The organism is Eisenbergiella massiliensis (assembly GCF_003435485.1).
This window is the reverse complement of record NZ_QVLV01000004.1, coordinates 32,598-49,112: the sequence shown is the minus strand read 5'-3', so window position 1 is coordinate 49,112 and position 16,515 is coordinate 32,598. Positions and strand designations below refer to the sequence as shown.

The following is a 16,515-nucleotide window of genomic DNA, read 5'->3' as shown; positions in this document are numbered from 1 at the left end:
GAAATATCATAAACAAGTTATTTAATTATACACTATATTCTATAATTTGTATTGTAAAATATAGTACTACTGTTCATTTTCGTAACAGCTCAGCATTCGGCCTGGCTGTTACTGCATCCGCCCATCAAAACTCGCCTTCGGTGAGAAGCGGAAGCCTGCTGCCATCACGTTTTCCCACAGTTTGCGCAGTAAATGCACGGACCTGCCTGAACTGTTACTCCGTTTCTTCCCCCCCTTACAAAACAGCGTCCTATTTCCCGCAATATTTTAAGAGCTGCTCGCGCAGCTCTTATTCATGTATCTTATAATGCCCTCCGTCAGGCTATACACCACACGCTGCCCGCAGGCTGTCCGCCGTCAGCGTTTTGGCATCGCGGATCATCTCCTCAGGCGTTCCTGTAAATACCACCTCTCCTCCGTTTTTCCCTCCATCGGGGCCGATGTCGATAATCCAGTCCGCCTGTTTTATCACATCAAGATTGTGTTCAATTACCACCAGGGTATTTCCGCAGGAAACGATCATATCAAACAGCTTCAGCAGGTTTTCGATATCAGACATATGCAGGCCTGTTGTCGGCTCGTCCATCACAATAATACGTCCTTTTTTTCCCAGGTTCTTTGCCAGCTTGATTCTCTGGCGCTCTCCGCCGGACAGCGTACTGAGCGGCTGACCTAACGTCAGGTAGGATAGTCCCACCTGCTGCATCACCTTCAGGTGCTTCCTGATTTTGGCATCCTCAAATATCTCCATTGCCTGGGAAGCGGTCAGCCCCAGCAGTTCCACGATATTTTTTCCCTGATACCTGCAGACAAGCGCTTCCTCATTATACCGCACGCCGCCGCAGGCCTCGCATTCCGTTATCACCGGATCCATGAACGCAAGCTCGGTCACAATGACGCCTTTTCCGCCGCACACCGGGCAGGCCCCGGTGGAATTGAAGCTGAACAGGCTCTCCGGCCGGCCGTTTTCCCGGGACAGCAGCTTCCGTATTTCATCAAAGAAACCGAGAAAAGAGGCTGGCGTAGAACGGTTGGTGGCCGTGATGGGTCCCTGGTCTATCATCACGATATCATCTTCATATTGTTTTGCAAAAACCTGGGAAATCAGGGTACTCTTACCCGAACCGGCCACGCCGGTTACAACGGTCATGATTCCCAGCGGAATGTCTGCATCCACATGCTTCAGATTGTGAAGGCAGGCATCACGTACGGGCAGGCTGCCCGCAGGACGCCGGGGCGCAAGCTTCAACGCCAGGGACTGGCACATGGCCTTTCCCGTTAAGGTATCGGCGCAAAGTAGCTCCCGGAAGCTTCCTTCAAAGACGATCTCACCGCCGTTTTGTCCTGCCAGCGGCCCCACATCTATCACATGATCCGCAATGGAAATCACATCCTTATCATGCTCAACCACCAGGACCGTATTGCCCTTGTCCCGCAGTTGCATCAGAAGGCGGTTCATACGGCCCACATCGCGGGGATGCATCCCGGCGCTTGGCTCGTCAAATATATAGGTCATGCCGGTAAGGCTGCTGCCCATATACCGCACCAGCTTCAGCCGCTGCGCTTCGCCGCCGGAAAGGGAGGGCGTCTCCCGGTTCAGATGCAGGTAGGGCAGGCCGATTTCGATCATCCTGTCCAGTCCCTCGATCAGGGTAGTCACCAGCACCGATACCGTTTGATCCGATATTTGTGACAGAACCTCCCTCAGCTGCGTCAACTCCATCCCGCACATATCCGCAATGGAATAACCGTTGATTCTGCAGCGCAGGGCGGCCTCATTCAGCCGTTTTCCATGGCAGGCGGTGCACTCCGTTTCTGTCACCAGGCTCTGCGACTTTTCCCGGGTATGTCTGCTTTTATTGCTGATATCCCGGTTCAGGAGCTTTTTTGTAAAAAAATTGTACAGCCCGGGTACCTTCGGATCCTCCGGCTCTCCGCCGCCGTCACGGGAGCCGTAAAGAAGCAGGTTATATTCCTCTTTTGTATATTCCCGGACCGGCTTGTCCAGGTCGAACAGGCCGGACTGTGCATACTGCTTCCAATACCAGGCGCCGGGACGGTACAGGGAATCCTTTACACAGCCTTCATTCCAGGATTTATCCGGATCAAGGATAACCCCTATATCTACTTTTGTGACCTTCCCAAGGCCGGAGCAGGTCTTGCACATCCCGTTGGGATCATTAAAGGAAAAGTAGGACGCCGTTCCCGCAGCGGGCTTCCCTATCCTGGAAAAAAGCAGCCGCAGGCTGGCATATAAGCCGCTGATAGTGCCCACAGTGGAACGGGCATTCCCGCCCAGAGAGGACTGATCCACGATGATGGAGGCCGTCAGATTGTCTATGCGCTCCACCGCCGGTTTGGGGTATTTGGGAAGCCTTGACCTCACAAATGCAGGATAGGCGGCACTCATCTGCCGCTGTGACTCTGCGGCAATGGTATCAAAAACAATACTGGATTTGCCAGAGCCGGACACTCCGGTAAACACTGTGATTTTCTCTTTTGGTATTCTGAAGGTTACATGCTTCAGATTATTCTGGGTCAGCCCGTGCACAACAATATCCGCCGTCCGGCCCACGCATTTTTTGTCCATTTCTTCCATTTGTTCTCTCCTTTGGCTTTCAGCCCCTAAAAACATCCGGAGTATAGCATAGCAGAAAACAAAATACCATTCATGACAATTTTTGCTGCGTTTTGTCCCCATGGCCCGGTTACTGTCCAGGCAGGTCTGTACACTTACTGCGCCGGCCGCACAAATATGCCTTAACAGCAGTCATCTTTCCGGCGTGTCCCTTACCTCCAGACAGGGTTATGAAGCGTGATTTTCATCAGACATACATCGTCGCCCATCTTTATGCTTTTCAGCAGCTCCACATCTGCCCTGCAGGAAAATGCCGTTTCAAAAAGGACCTTGCTGTACCCGGTGGTACACTGGCACCAGGTGTCTGTCTCCAGCCTCTCCACCTCGGCAAGCATAGGGCAGGGACAAAATCCAAACTGTAAGAACAGTTCACCATCCCTGCAGAACAGCCCGGCCGCCCTTGCTTTCCCGGAAGCCGCAAATTCTTCTATGTTTGACGCTTCCGCCTTCAGCTCCTTTACAAGCGCAAGCTTTTCCTCCATCCCGTAACCGCACTGGCAGTTCCTCCGTATCTGCTTCACGGTTCCGCTATCGAAGCTGTTCTCCAGGCGGTGCATTGCCGCCTTTACCCATTCTGGATTATTTTCTGCCTTTGTCTGCTGCCCGCCATATACCACTTTTCTTGCGGTTTCCTCATCGCTTTCGGCTTTGACAGCCTTATAGATTACATCTTCCTGTATTTTTCTTATATCGAACATAATTTTCTCCCTTTTATCCTGTGTAACATTCCGGTTATCTGCATTTATTTCCTTTGATACAACAAATGTATAAAAATTGCATAAAAAAACCTCCTCTCCTCAATAAAAAAGATTTTTCAAACCTTCTTTATTATAGAGAGGAAGCTGTCCTGCCGACTTCTGAATTCTTGCTTTTTTCAGACCGGAATACATAAATCCATTTTCACCCTGTGGTTTTCCCTGTCGATGCTGTGATAAATATTCAATCCGTACCGCTGCGCCATTTTGCAGCCGCTTTTAGGCAGCCAAACGCTGAAAATCCCCTGCAGTGTTTCAAAAATATCCCTGATTTCACCATCAAAATGATAAACCAGCCACTTTCCCCCTTTGATCCACGTTACATTATCCAGGCCGCAGTCCGGTTCCGCCGACATGCATATATCGCAGATACACTGCGTCGGGTCCGTAATTGCCGGATCATTAAAAAAACGCTCCGCCAGGATAGTGTCCTCCCGTAAAAGTGCCTTGTATTTATCCAAAAACTGATACCAGTTCTTTTCAAGCTCCGCATAATTCCCAATAAACCGCTCATACACCACAAAAAAATCCCCCAGCTCCAAAAGCTCCATCCGGGAGGCATATTCCTCCGCAGTTTGGAAGCGGGCAATCCGATCCGGGGCAAACGGCACGGGCATGCTGCGCGTCGCAAGGGACTGCCGGAACATCGCAGGCGAGGTATTATGACGCTTTCTGAATACAGAACTGTAGTTGGAAGAGCTGTACCCGTAATCCAAACCGATGTCCGTAATCGCCTTTGTTGGATTCAGCTTCATATCCACGGCGCTCTGATCCACCCTGCAGCGTTTAATAAAGGAATAGAGAGTTTCCCCGGTTTCTTCCCTGAAGATCCGGCTGAAATAGAATTTTGATATAAAAAAATGCGCAGCTACGGTATCCAGGGATAATTCTTCCTCCAAATGCTGTATGATATAATCAATGCTTTCGCTGACAAGTTTTTTTCTGTCCATCTATCTGCATATATCTCCGTTTCCGTGCCGAATCGTATTTGAAAATTGCTTTCCCGCCGCCAGGTTTGCCCCGGGGAATGAAATGCTGGGCTTCCTCCCGTTAAAATAACCTTTTCCCGTTTAAAATATCTATATCTAATTCCTTCGCCATACCGGTCTGTTTATACGGGTTTATTTTTTCGGTTACGCCATTGCGCCTGAAAAATGAGCCTGTATTTTTAAACCAGAAGGTAACATCCGCCTTCACGCACTGCTCACGGATATTGAGCACCCAGTCATAGTCACACAGGCGCGCTTCCCGTCCCGTTTCCCCGCCGACGGTAACATGCTCCACGCCATGCAGATAAGGCGTCAAATCTATCGCCTCCAAAAGCGGCGCGCAGGCGATAAACCTCCGTTTTATCGGATAGGATAAAAACAGGGGAAGCCTGGCGTCGGCCAGTTCCTGATTTTCAACAGTACAGCCGATATTTACATTGTCATACCCTTCTCCCCAGTCCTCAGGCAGCGATACCAGAAAACGGTCAATCCGCTTTGTCAGGATTAAAAAATCTATATCTGCTCTTTCCCTGATCATGGACCAGGCTTCTTTGCGCCATTCATCCGCTTCAGGCAGGAAAAAATCAGTGGCAAAGCAGGTCGCAAGAATTTTGTTCCCTTTGATATTGTATTCGCCTTTCGCATTTTTCCGTATGGGCCAGTCGAATTTGTCCGTTTTTTGTATCGTGTTTTGCCCATAGCGTTTCGCATACGGTCCGTAAAAATAGCAGTTCGTACAGCCGTCGCTTGCTTTATAACAGCCGGTCCATGGCTCCCAGTTCATAATTTTCCTCCCTGTCAGATGCTTTTTTACATATTGATATCTAATCACTTTTTACACATTGATGTCCAATCACTCCGCCATGAAAAGTGTATCATATAACTTCATTCCGTCATAGTGACTTTTACGTACTTCTTATTATTTCCAGTGAATATTCAGCCCGCCGTCGATATCAACTGAGCTGCCTGTTATATAGGAGGAAAGCGGCGACAGCAGCAATAAAACCACAGGCGTAACTTCTTCCGCCCGACCAAGCCTGCCGAAGGGAATCCCTCTCCTTTTCGCCTCCTCCTCTTTCCAGGCTTCAAAGCTCAATAATGATTGGGATTTTTTATATCTGGCCAGCTGACGATCCGTATCGATTGCACCTAAATTTATTGTATTTACACATATTTCCGGCGCAAGGGTCTGTGCCAGCATATAAGCGACCTGCTTAACCGCCGCCCGGGAAGCGCTTACCGCCGCCATATGGGAATCCGGGATATTGGCCGTTATTCCGTTGATAATTACAATCCTGAGGGCCTCTGCTTTTAAAAGCTCCTTTACTGCGGGCTTCACCGTATTCAGGACGCCGCCGACCTTAATCTCATACTGGCTGCGCCAATCCTCCGCCGATGTTTCCAGTACTGTTCCCGTGGAGCCTCCGCCTGCGCCTGCAACAACCCCGTCAAGCCTTCCAAAATGCGCAACAGTCTTTTCCGTTACCTGTTTCATCTGTTCTTCGCATAAAACATCAGCCGGTAATGTGCGCAGACTGCTTCGATACTTATCCGGCACACTATCAGACAGTTCCTGCAGATTTGTTTCATTTCTTGCGCAGACAACAACTTTTGCGCCCTCTTTCAGCAATTCCAGTACGACAGCTCTTCCGATTCCTTTGCTTCCTCCGGTCACTAAGAAAACCTTATTTTTCAATTGTAAATCCATATTTTTTTCTTCCTCCCCCAAACCCGGCAAAACACTTACGCAGTTCACCATCATCGATTGTTATATCCATCATATTCCGGCTATGGGGAAAAAGCAATCCGGCATTTATTCCCCATATCTCCCGGATACCTCCGGCACTTATACTCTTTGCCCTTCAGGCTGCCTGCAGCATGTGCAGTGCCTTTTCCTTTTTTCACATGGCAGCCGTGATGCATAGTGTACAGATATCAGCCGCAAGCTGTGCCAAAATCAGCACCGGATCTAATATCAGATTCATACAGCCTCCGTGTGGCCGGATACCTGTTGCCGCCACGTTTTCTCACGGACTGCGCAGTGAATGCACAGTCCTATCTAAACTGTTACTACATATGGACAATTACCCACGTTGTAAAGCCAAACAAAAAGGTTACTGCCCGGGCCTTCCGCACCACTTAGATATGACTTAGAGAAATCATATCTATAATAGAAAATATATCGGGGCCGGACTGCATGTGGTTCTGTCCTGTAAAATAATATAAAGAGAGGAAATTAAAGATGAACAGAAGGTATATGTTTGCAGCAGCAGTTCTGTCACTCATGATTACCGCGGCAGCAGGATGTGGAAATACTCCGACGGCAGAAAACAGCAGCACTGCCTCCCCGCAGGCCGTCCCTGCCGCCGAAGCCACGGCAGAGGATGCATCGCAGCAGGGGCAGGATGACGGCGGATCTGAAAAGGATGGCGCAAATAGGGAAGGCGCAGAAAACAATGGGCCGGAAAGCACTGCGCCTGAAAACAAGGAAGCAGGGAATGAGGCCGCGGGAAACAGCGAAGCGGAAAACCCGGAATTGATTTTCATCGGAGGGAAAGTAAGAAGTGTTTCCCAGGATTCTTTTGTACTCAGCCGCACATTGTATGAGGAATCCGACGGTGGGCAGGGATCGGTTGTTGTGATGCCGGAGGCCGGAAGCCCGGCGGAGGAATTGGTGACCATCCGGTGCATGGATTCAACCGTATTCCTGCGTTGGACAATTAAAGGGGGCGGTGAGGACATTAAAGAAGAGGAAGCAGCTTTTTCTGAGCTTCAGGACGGGACCGGCCTGGAAGCGCAGGGGTACTTTGACGGAGATGAGTTTATCGCAGAAAAAGTGATCATTGAAGTTTATGAGTAAGGCAGGGAATGGCAGTAAAAACCGCTGTGGCATAGTTCTTAGCTATGCCGCAGCGGATGATTATCCCCTTTTCCGATTATATCCATATATTTGCCGAGAAGAAATTATGATTTATTGTAACTGTTCAGCAGGCAATACTTCAAAATCCAGCGTCCCCACCCCGGTGCCGTTCACAATCAGCGTAACCGAATGGGTGCCGGGGTAATGCTTTCTGGTGCTCACCTCTGTAAAAGAATGTTTTTTCGTGTAGTTCCTCTTCTCGTTTTCCTGTAAGGTTATCTCGGATATCTGGAATATTTTGCGGCTCCGCGTACCGTTTGCCTTTACATAATCAATCCCATATTCCAGACGTATTCTGGCTACCTTTTTTGCCTCGACCGTAAAGGAAAATGACAGCTTTTCCCCGACAGCCACACACGCGTCATCCAGTGCAAAGCCGGTAACCTCCACACAACCGGCATCCGCAAAACCAAAAATATCCAGCACTTCCCTGTTTCCTTTTTTCAGAAGCGTCCTGCAGCCGTGCTTCACAATCCAGTCCGTATCCTCATTTTTCCCGTACCAGTCCTTTGCCGTTTTTATGACCAGGCCAGGATGTGTTTTGGAAATATCGTTCAGGTTATTGGCCACGCTTTTGCGGACATACAGCGATGGATCGGCTTTCAGCCGCTCCAGAATGCCAAGGATCGGCAACGGATCTTTTTTGAAGCAGGTAAGGGCCTGTCCCCAGGGCAGCTGCGGCCGGCAGCCCTCACTGGAAAGACGCCGGACATGCTCATTGTCATGTCCGGCCCAGACGGCCATCTGCCGCATCATACGCTCTTCATTTTTTATGATAAATGGCCTCACGGCAAATTCAGAGGAGGACAATATGGTAAAGCTTTCCAGCGCAGCCATGGATAAATCCCAATAGCGCTCCTCCTGTCCGTAGACTTCAACAAAATCCGGGAAATACATGAAAGTAAAGTCGTTATACCCTTCAGGATAACCTGCCGCCACCTTATAAAGGACGTCAATCGCCTGTTCATAATCGTCCGGCAGGTATCTGCCCAAATTCACAGAGATCTGTCGCATACGGGCTTTCAGCTCTAACCTCTCCCATGCCCCGTTCATAACAGACTTTACAAAATCCTCCTCCAGAAATGAAGGATACACGGCCTTTACACGCAAAGCCAGCTCATGAATAGACTCGTAATGATACCTGTTTTTCAGCAGTTCCGACATATTTCCCCCTTTACGTCTGTTTATGCAAACCTGAGCTTTTTCTTCATTCTAATATCGTCCTGCATGAATGTCAAACTGCAGGCGTTCTCCCTATGCCCCGCGGCCCAGGCTTACCGGCAGTGCCTACTCCTGTGCCCCGCCGCCCAGGCTTACCGGCAGCGCCTACTCCTGTGCCCCGCCTTCCAGCACCCCGCGCAGCGTGGACCACATTTTTTCCACATCAAGCGGTTTGGACAGATGGGCATTCATGCCGGCATCCGCAGCCGCCCGGACATCCTCCGCAAAGGCGTTGGCCGTCATCGCAATGATGGGAATCGTTTTCGCATCCGGCCGATCCATCCCCCGGATAGCCCGCGTCGCTTCATAACCGTTCATTTCCGGCATCTGGATATCCATGAGTATCACCCGGATTGCATTCACCTCGCTGTTTTCAAACTGCTCTGCGGCAAGTCTGCCGTTTTCACAGCGAATCACCTCCGCCTCCTGGGTTTCCAGCAGCTGCATGATAATTTCCGCGTTCAGATCATTATCCTCCGCCAGCAACACACGGATTCCCCTCAGCAGCCCGCTCTTAGCCAGACTCTCCCTGGATTCCTTCGCTGCGGCCACGGGAGCGCCGTATGGCAGGGTTATTGTAAAATAAAACTCGCTTCCGCAGCCCGGCTTGCTTTTCACCTTCAGGCGGCCGTCCATCAGCTCCACTATGCTGCTGCTGATTGCAAGCCCCAGGCCGGTTCCCTGGCTTCTGGAATAATTCGTCCCCACCTGTTCAAAGCTGCTGAAAATCCTCTTTTGATCCTCTTCGGAAACTCCCACACCGGTATCGCTCACCCGGAAGGAATACTCAGCGCCGGCATCGCTGCTTCCTTTTTCTATTACCCGCAGGCAGACGCTTCCCCCCGGCTCGGTAAATTTGAACGCATTGGAAAGCAGGTTGGTAAGCACCTGCCGCAGGCGGATGACATCACCAGTCAGGTCATTGTGTGTAATATCTTGTTCCAGGGTATAGGACAGTCCGCGTCTTTTTGCTTCATTTTCCATCATCCCCTGCAGTTCGTCCAGCAGCTGTCCCAGGGAAAAAGGCTCCCTGGCAATCGACAGCATACCGCTGTCAAGTCGGTTCATATCCAGGATGTCATTGATAAGATCCCGCAGATACCGGGATGAGGACTGTATTTTAATGAGATTCTCCCGGACATCCTCCGGCATATTATTTTTCATCAGGGTCAGATCCGTCAGTCCCATTACAGCGTTCATGGGCGTCCTTATTTCATGTGACATGCGGGAGAGGAAATCCCCCTTCGCCCTGCTTTCCGCCTCCGCCTTTTCCAGGTTATTTTCCATGATAACCGCTTTGGTATGGGAACGGTTCACCAGAAGGACGGCGGTCATAACCGCTGCCAGGAAAAGCGACAGGATCAAAATGAATAACAGGGGATTCGCATTCATAATATCTATGATGGAAAGGTTCCCCGCCCCCATGGAAACCATATTCCGGTTCAGAAGCTCTGTTTTTTGGTCGGTGGAAAGGCTGCCCAGCGCCTTGTTGAGTATGGTAAGAAGATCCGGGTCGGCCGGACGCATGAGCGCGAAGTTCAGATCATCGCTGTCATTGACGATGGTTACCGGAACCAGATTGACGAACTGATATGTCTGGATATCCCGTTCCATTCGGGCGGACAGGCCGTAGATGATATCCGCCTCTCCCCGGTTTACCGCCGAAAGTGCTTCCCTGACGCCGGGATAGGCAACCACCTTTGCCGCATGGATGTCACCAGGAAGCCGCTGTCCCTCCACAATTGCACACACAAGGTTTTCTCCGGGATAGCTTGAAGCCTTATTGCGTATGATAATGTTATTCATATTTACATAGGGCGCAGTGAGCGCCAGGCCCATATCGGCGGCATCCGCTTCGGTACCCAGGAAAAAGCCGAGCATATCCACATCCCCTCGCTTTACCATCTGAATCGCCTGCATATAGGTATTAGCATATATATAGGAAAACTCCAGCCCTGAATAGGCGGAAACCTCCCTTAGAAGATCCGGCACCAGACCATTATGGCTGTCGTCCGTTTCATCCGCACAGAACAGCGGGTGCCAGTTTTTAAGAACCGCCACAGTAACATGTCCTTTTTCTTTGATGTAGGCAAGCTCCCCTTCGGTCAGCTGAACGCTGGCAGACATTCTGTCCGGGTAATGGGCTGCGTACCGCTCTGCGCCAAAGCTTGGGTTGGCGTCCGTAATTTTTTCCAGGGCCATGTTCAGCCCGTCCAGCACCTCCTGGTTCCCGATGTTGGTTACAAGGTAAAAAGGCTGAGAATCATAGGCTGCCGCCACACGGAACTGGTCTCCTCCCTCCGTACTGTTGCCCTGAAGAAGATCCACTTCACCGTTTTCCAGCCTGGCATACAGATTGCCGTCTGTAAAGCTTTCACTGCTATAGTATTTTAAGGTACAATGAAACCCGTTGAATGCCAGGAATTCTTTCAACCGCCGGATATTTTCCTTTGCATTTTCATATACGCCTATGGTTTTTCCATTCAGGGATTCCAGATTGTTTGTCCTGATGCTGCGATCCTCCTGGCGGGCAAGCAGAATTGATTTGCTGTAGCCGGTATTATAATCCGGATAAGCGAAAAAAGCTTCAAAGCCTTCCGCATAATAGGTTCCGCCCATAAGTTCAAATTTGCCGTCAAGAAAATCATCAACCATAGTCTGGCTTTCGGTATCTATGTATTCATATTCCCAGCCGGTATATTTTGCTATTTCGTTTAGATAATCCACCACCATGCCGTAACGGGTCCCATCCTCCGCCGTTTCCGTAAGACCCTTCACCTGCGGGAAAGCAACCCTGACCACACGGGGCGTTTTCCCCGCTGCCCGGGATGGAATACATAGCATTAAAACCGACATTGCCAGAAGAACTGAAATCCATCGCTTCATACCTTTTATTCTTTTATTTTTCATTTGTCCGCTCCATGCCGTTATCATATTTTCCTCACCGCAGCTTTGCTTTGTTCCTGCCTTCTTACGGAGTATGGCCATTATCCAGCACCATACGCAGCGCGTCTCCCAGCAGGTTCATATCGATGGGCTTTGCCACATGGGTATTCATCCCTGCCTCCAGGGCCTTCTGCACGTCCTCGGAAAAAGCGTTGGCCGTTATGGCTATGATCGGTATTTTTTCCGCATCCGGCCGGGACAATGCCCTGATTGCGCCTGCCGCCTCATATCCATTCATCACAGGCATTTGAATATCCATCAAAATGGCATCATAGGTCCCCGGCTCCTTTTCCAGGAACGCCCTGACCGCCTGTGCGCCGTCCGGCTCCACTTCACAGCCCGCCCCATAGACAGCCAGCAGCTCACGTATGATTTCCGCATTGATCTGATTGTCCTCCGCAACCAGGAACCTGCGGCCTTCCAGCAGCTTCCTGTGCAGCTGCGCCGCAGGGAGCATCCCGTTTAACTCCGTGCGTGCGGCGCTGCTTTCCTGCGCTTTATCAAATTCCAGCTCCACACGGAATACGGAGCCTTCCTTCAGCTTGCTTTCCACCGTAATCCTGCCGTCCATCAGTTCAACCAGCCCCCTGGCAATGCTTAGGCCCAGCCCGGTCCCCTCAATTTGGGCAGCGCTGTTGTCCCGTGCAAAGGGGTCGAACACCTGAGCCAGGAACTCCTCCCGCATTCCTATTCCCGTATCGCGGACCGAAAAACGGTATCTGATACGGTCCTCTGCCTGGACAGCCGGTATCTCTTCCGCTAAAAGCAGCACCTCGCCGCCCTCCGGCGTAAACTTAACCGCATTGCTAAGAAGATTAATCAGGATACGCTTAATATGCAGCGCGTCCCCATAAAAAAAGGAATGCTTAATGTTCTCCTCCTGCACCTTGAACTTGAGTCCGCCTGCCCTGGCCCGCGGCTCCATGATGACGGAAATCTGCTTCAAAAGCGCCGGCAGATGGAGAACCGCCGGATTCATGACCACCCCGGAACGCTCTATCCTGCTCATATCCAGCACGTCATTCACCAGGCTGAGCAGGTGCTGGGAGGAAATTTCGATTTTTTTCAGGCAGCCCTCCACCCGTTCCTTATCGTCTATATAATGCAGCCCCAGCGCCGTCATATTGACAATGGCGTTCATGGGAGTACGGATGTCATGACTCATGGAGGAAAGGAAATTGCTCTTGGTCTGATTCGCTTCCTCGGCAAGGGCCAGCGCTTCCTCCAGCTCTTTTTGGGCCTGCTGCTCCGCGGTCAGGATATCCATCACATCCGCATGCACCATGCAGATAGTACGGTGGTTTTCATCTCCCCACAGAACATTTACCTGTTTATAGTGCACCCCGTCTTCCGCTTTGCAGGGAAATTTCCCCGGGCCGGATACTTTTCTCTGACATTGGAATACAAAATCATAACCCGCCGGCTCCTTATCCAGCCTTGCAAGCATAACCTTCAGAGAAAACTGCTCCCTTACCCTTTCCAGTTTTTCCCCGGGAACGCATTCTTCTGTAAAATGAGTTACATAATCACCATAGCTTGCTTCAAAGTAAGGAGGCAGGTTTTCCAGGACCATCCGGCGGCTGTACATGGTAAAGCTCTCGCTGCCGATATCCAGAAATCCCATTTGTTCAAAGGTGTAAGCCAGCATATTCAACAGTCCCTGCTGCTCCACAACCGACTCCGTAATATCGGTGCAGATCAGGCAGACCCTGTCCAACCGCAGGTCCGTGATCGAAACCGTCATGTTTTTAGTCCGGATGCCTCCCTTTTCATCGATAATGGAATAGGTAAAGGTATACGGCCCGTTGTCGGACAGCCGGCGGCGGATTTCCTCCGGCTCCAGCGCTTTTTCATAATTTCCCCGATCCCTCGGGACGACTGTTTTCCCTGCCATTGCCGCTATGTACGCAGAGTGGCAGCCGCAGGGCGGCGGTATACAATGGGCATTCTGGCTGCAGCTGAGTACACGATAGCTGTCCTTCCCCAAATCCAGATCCACTACATAGTCATGGCTGGTCACGGAAAGCTGATGGAGGATCCGGTCGGCTATGGTATTTTCCGTGATATCTGTTACAGTAAGAACTCCGATAACATCACCGGTATCAGGCATTTCCACCAGTTCCATCCTGATTTTTACATACCGGCCATGATCCTCACGCGGCAGCTTGACATAGCACTGCATCTCCCGCTTCATATCATGCCGCCGGAAAGCCGCCAGCGCAGGCGCGTTCAAATAGGTATCCCGGAACGCCTTCCGTTCTTCCTCCTCCACCACCAGGCCGGAAAGGCCTAAAAAGAAATCTTCCCTGATATCACCATAGGCTGTCAACAGCCCGGAATCGGTGGCATCCCATATCTCCAGTATTTTATTCTGCGTGATGTTACAGTGTCCCAGCACAAGGGTATCCGGGCCGGGAGTGCGGTAATGCTGCAGAATAATATCCTCATACTGACGGTTCATCTGTTCTTTTTCCTCAACGGTCCCTGTAATGTCCGTGTAAACGGAATACAGGCGGCACCCTCCCTCCGGCGTCTTTTGCAGAGATACCGTATCCTTTACCCAGATATATCCGCCGCCGCCCAGCTTCATCCTGGCCGTGAGCTCACAATGGCCGGCGCCGTGCTCCACATATTCCGCAAGCTTCTGCCGGCCAGCCGCAGCATCCTCCGGATGGAGCCCCGCAAAAATATCAGTTTCATAAAGCTTCATGGCCTCTTCCACAGTCATATGGGTCATGGCGGCAAAACCGTCGGATATATATTCCGTCTTCATGCTCCCGTCCTGTCCGCAACGGATAACCGAAATCCCCCCTGGCAGGCTTTCCAGCACCGTCTGGAAGTACATGGCCAGCCGTTCCTTCTCCCTGCGGTTGTGCACCTCCTCCGTAACGTCGCGGATATATTTGATATACGCAGGGGTTCCGTTCCAGTCCGTTTCCTGAAACCACGTAACAAAGCACCTGTCGGAGCCTTCGATCACCATTTCATGCGCCATGCCGTCAGCCCCATGGGTATTCAGCGTACAATGGCGGCAGGGGGCTTTTTGCCCAAAAAGGGCGGCATAACATTTTTTCCCGATGCAGCCCTGTCCGGATGACAGGAAGCGCCGGGATGCATTGGCATAGAGAACCTCGCAGGAGCCCTTATCAATCACATAAATGCCGTCGTCCGTCTTATTCGTAATCTTATCGGACAGACTGCCCTGCGCCGGGAGACCATCCGTGTAACAATTGGAGACAGGACGGGTTCCTTCCACGGGAATTCCCCTGATTTCCTGTCCATCCACGACCGTTGTTTTTTTCATTGCCTCACCCGCTGTACCTTTCCTGTCTGCATAAGCAGCACTTTCTTTCCGGTATCCTAATGTCCGTTTTCTCCCCGCTGCCGGGGCAGAATACAAAAAAGCTAACCTTGATCACTTGGTATTTTATTAAAAGTATAACAAAACAAGGCCGAAATAGCAACCGGCCTGATCAGATTATTATGCTGTCGAAAGTGGAATTCACATTTTAAAAATGCTATACTGAATACTGTATGTTCATGCAATGGAAAGATATGGCCTGTCCGGAGGAACAAGAATATGGAAAATATCATGGAACTGCAGCAGATAGTATACAGTGTCCTGAAAACACAGATAAGCTTTGGGGTATACCGGTTCGGGGAGCAGCTGCCCACAATGGATGAGGCCTGCCGGCTGTTCGGCGTCTCCATCAAGACTATCCGCGCCGCCTATCAGCAGCTGCAGCAGGACGGACTGATCAAAATATCAAAAAACATCGGCGCCAGGGTAACATCTGATTACAGCAGTGAGGACATCCGGCAGAATGTGCGAGAGTTTTTCTCCTGCCGGAGGCGTTCATTGATCGATTTAAATCATTCCACCTGGCTCCTGCTAAGTGAAGCCCAGCTGACAGCGTTTAAAAAAGCCTCCAGCAGGCTGCTGGAGGAACTGGAGCAGCTTGCCCGAAGCCAAAATATTCTTTCTCCCTATATTATGATCCGGTTTTTCCAGATGATTTACGGCTCCTTACATAATGACCTGCTGATGCGGTTAGTGTGGCAGGTGAGTATGTTTTTCCTGGTGCCCTTTTTAAGCATCCCTGAAAATCTGAAGGGCCTGAAGCCGAAATACAATCCGATGCTGCACAGAATTGATCTGTGCCGGAAAAAGGACTGGGACAGCCTTTCGGCTGCCATAGATGCCTATGAAGCGCAGGTATCCTCGGCTTTATGCCTGTTTTATGATAACCTGGGCGCTTCCTCTGCGCCCGAATGTCAGGAAGCCTTTCAATGGAGCAGTTATAAAAAGGCATCACAGCGCTGCTATTCCCTATGCATGGAAATCCTGAGCGGCATCAGCTGGGGCCTCTATCCGGCAGGCGCCATGCTGCCATCAATGAATAAAATGGCTGAGGAAAAACAGGTTTCCGTCATCACCATCCGCCGTACGCTTTCCCTGCTTGGCAGTATCGGCGTAACAAAAACGGTCAACGGAATCGGTACCTATATCCTGCCGCTGGGAAAGGTCGCGGACAACTGCGACTTCACCCGGCCCATAGTCAGGAAACGGCTGCTGGATTATGTACAGAGCCTGCAGGCGTTTGCCCTGACCTGCAGGAGGATTACGGAAATTACAGTTTCCCGGCTGGATGATGCCGGCAGGGAGCAATTTAAGGAACGGCTGCTGCTGCTCCGCCGCCGTAACCGCTGCGAGCTGGCTCCTTATGGTATTCTTGAGCTTATTCTGCATACCGCTCCCCAGCAGGCCGTCAGGACGGTATACGATTCCCTGTTCCAGCAGTTGTTATGGGGATATGCCATACGGAATATGCGCGGCACCCCGGAGGCGCAGAACGGCTATTATCTTCCCCATCTTGATGCCCTTCTGGCGTATCTGGAGCAAGCCGATGCCTCCGGCTTTGCCGCGAAGCTGGAATGCCTCCTGCATTCTGAAGTTACTTTCGCGGCGGAGCAGCTTGTCCGGGTTGGGATTCAGGAGGCTTCCGGGGTTTTGTATTGATTATCAGAGGCCTGCTCTTATCAATA

The 16,515-nt window shown here is 50.9% G+C and carries 10 protein-coding genes; 2 read left to right on the top strand and 8 right to left on the bottom strand.

Features of this window, described 5'->3' with window-relative positions:
• Window positions 1–322: 322 nt before the first annotated feature.
• The 5 genes from DXC51_RS07255 to DXC51_RS07235 form a co-directional block, all read right to left on the bottom strand.
• Complete coding sequence (locus DXC51_RS07255) at window positions 323–2,590, bottom strand: ATP-binding cassette domain-containing protein (RefSeq protein WP_117544284.1); 2,268 nt, start codon at window positions 2,588–2,590, stop codon at window positions 323–325.
• Window positions 2,591–2,790: 200 nt separating this feature from the next.
• Entirely contained in the window at window positions 2,791–3,336 is a 546-nt protein-coding gene (locus DXC51_RS07250) for a DUF6144 family protein (protein ID WP_117544185.1), read from the bottom strand.
• A gap of 176 nt (window positions 3,337–3,512) precedes the next feature.
• Complete coding sequence (locus DXC51_RS07245) at window positions 3,513–4,343, bottom strand: AraC family transcriptional regulator (RefSeq protein ID WP_025489186.1); 831 nt, start codon at window positions 4,341–4,343, stop codon at window positions 3,513–3,515.
• Between the two features lie 100 nt (window positions 4,344–4,443).
• Window positions 4,444–5,166, bottom strand: coding sequence for a DUF5131 family protein (locus DXC51_RS07240; protein ID WP_117544184.1), 723 nt, complete (start codon window positions 5,164–5,166; stop codon window positions 4,444–4,446).
• Between the two features lie 135 nt (window positions 5,167–5,301).
• Window positions 5,302–6,090, bottom strand: a complete 789-nt coding sequence (locus DXC51_RS07235) for an SDR family oxidoreductase (protein ID WP_181970048.1) — start codon at window positions 6,088–6,090, stop codon at window positions 5,302–5,304.
• Window positions 6,091–6,624: 534 nt separating this feature from the next.
• On the opposite strand from DXC51_RS07235, the gene DXC51_RS07230 reads away from it, so the two are divergent.
• Window positions 6,625–7,242 (top strand): hypothetical protein, encoded by a 618-nt coding sequence (locus DXC51_RS07230; protein ID WP_117544182.1) that lies wholly within the window; start codon window positions 6,625–6,627, stop codon window positions 7,240–7,242.
• A gap of 111 nt (window positions 7,243–7,353) precedes the next feature.
• Here the strand turns inward: DXC51_RS07230 and DXC51_RS07225 are convergent, their stop codons facing one another.
• The 3 genes from DXC51_RS07225 to DXC51_RS07215 form a co-directional block, all read right to left on the bottom strand.
• Window positions 7,354–8,466, bottom strand: coding sequence for a DNA alkylation repair protein (locus tag DXC51_RS07225; RefSeq protein ID WP_117544181.1), 1,113 nt, complete (start codon window positions 8,464–8,466; stop codon window positions 7,354–7,356).
• A gap of 162 nt (window positions 8,467–8,628) precedes the next feature.
• Window positions 8,629–11,433, bottom strand: coding sequence for an ATP-binding protein (locus DXC51_RS07220; RefSeq protein WP_207660853.1), 2,805 nt, complete (start codon window positions 11,431–11,433; stop codon window positions 8,629–8,631).
• Between the two features lie 61 nt (window positions 11,434–11,494).
• Window positions 11,495–14,773, bottom strand: a complete 3,279-nt coding sequence (locus tag DXC51_RS07215; protein ID WP_117544180.1) for a PAS domain-containing hybrid sensor histidine kinase/response regulator — start codon at window positions 14,771–14,773, stop codon at window positions 11,495–11,497.
• Between the two features lie 276 nt (window positions 14,774–15,049).
• On the opposite strand from DXC51_RS07215, the gene DXC51_RS07210 reads away from it, so the two are divergent.
• Window positions 15,050–16,489, top strand: a complete 1,440-nt coding sequence (locus tag DXC51_RS07210; protein WP_117544179.1) for a GntR family transcriptional regulator — start codon at window positions 15,050–15,052, stop codon at window positions 16,487–16,489.
• Window positions 16,490–16,515: the final 26 nt, after the last annotated feature.

Excerpts from the sequence above, each read along its gene's own strand:
- DXC51_RS07220 (WP_207660853.1), bottom strand. The coding sequence starts at position 11,433 with ATGAAAAATAAAAGAATAAAAGGTATGAAGCGATGGATTTCAGTTCTT.
- DXC51_RS07235 (WP_181970048.1), bottom strand. The coding sequence starts at position 6,090 with ATGGATTTACAATTGAAAAATAAGGTTTTCTTAGTGACCGGAGGAAGC.
- DXC51_RS07255 (WP_117544284.1), bottom strand. The coding sequence starts at position 2,590 with ATGGACAAAAAATGCGTGGGCCGGACGGCGGATATTGTTGTGCACGGG.
- DXC51_RS07225 (WP_117544181.1), bottom strand. The coding sequence starts at position 8,466 with ATGTCGGAACTGCTGAAAAACAGGTATCATTACGAGTCTATTCATGAG.
- DXC51_RS07240 (WP_117544184.1), bottom strand. The coding sequence starts at position 5,166 with ATGAACTGGGAGCCATGGACCGGCTGTTATAAAGCAAGCGACGGCTGT.
- DXC51_RS07250 (WP_117544185.1), bottom strand. The coding sequence starts at position 3,336 with ATGTTCGATATAAGAAAAATACAGGAAGATGTAATCTATAAGGCTGTC.
- DXC51_RS07210 (WP_117544179.1), top strand. The coding sequence starts at position 15,050 with ATGGAAAATATCATGGAACTGCAGCAGATAGTATACAGTGTCCTGAAA.
- DXC51_RS07245 (WP_025489186.1), bottom strand. The coding sequence starts at position 4,343 with ATGGACAGAAAAAAACTTGTCAGCGAAAGCATTGATTATATCATACAG.
- DXC51_RS07215 (WP_117544180.1), bottom strand. The coding sequence starts at position 14,773 with ATGAAAAAAACAACGGTCGTGGATGGACAGGAAATCAGGGGAATTCCC.
- DXC51_RS07230 (WP_117544182.1), top strand. The coding sequence starts at position 6,625 with ATGAACAGAAGGTATATGTTTGCAGCAGCAGTTCTGTCACTCATGATT.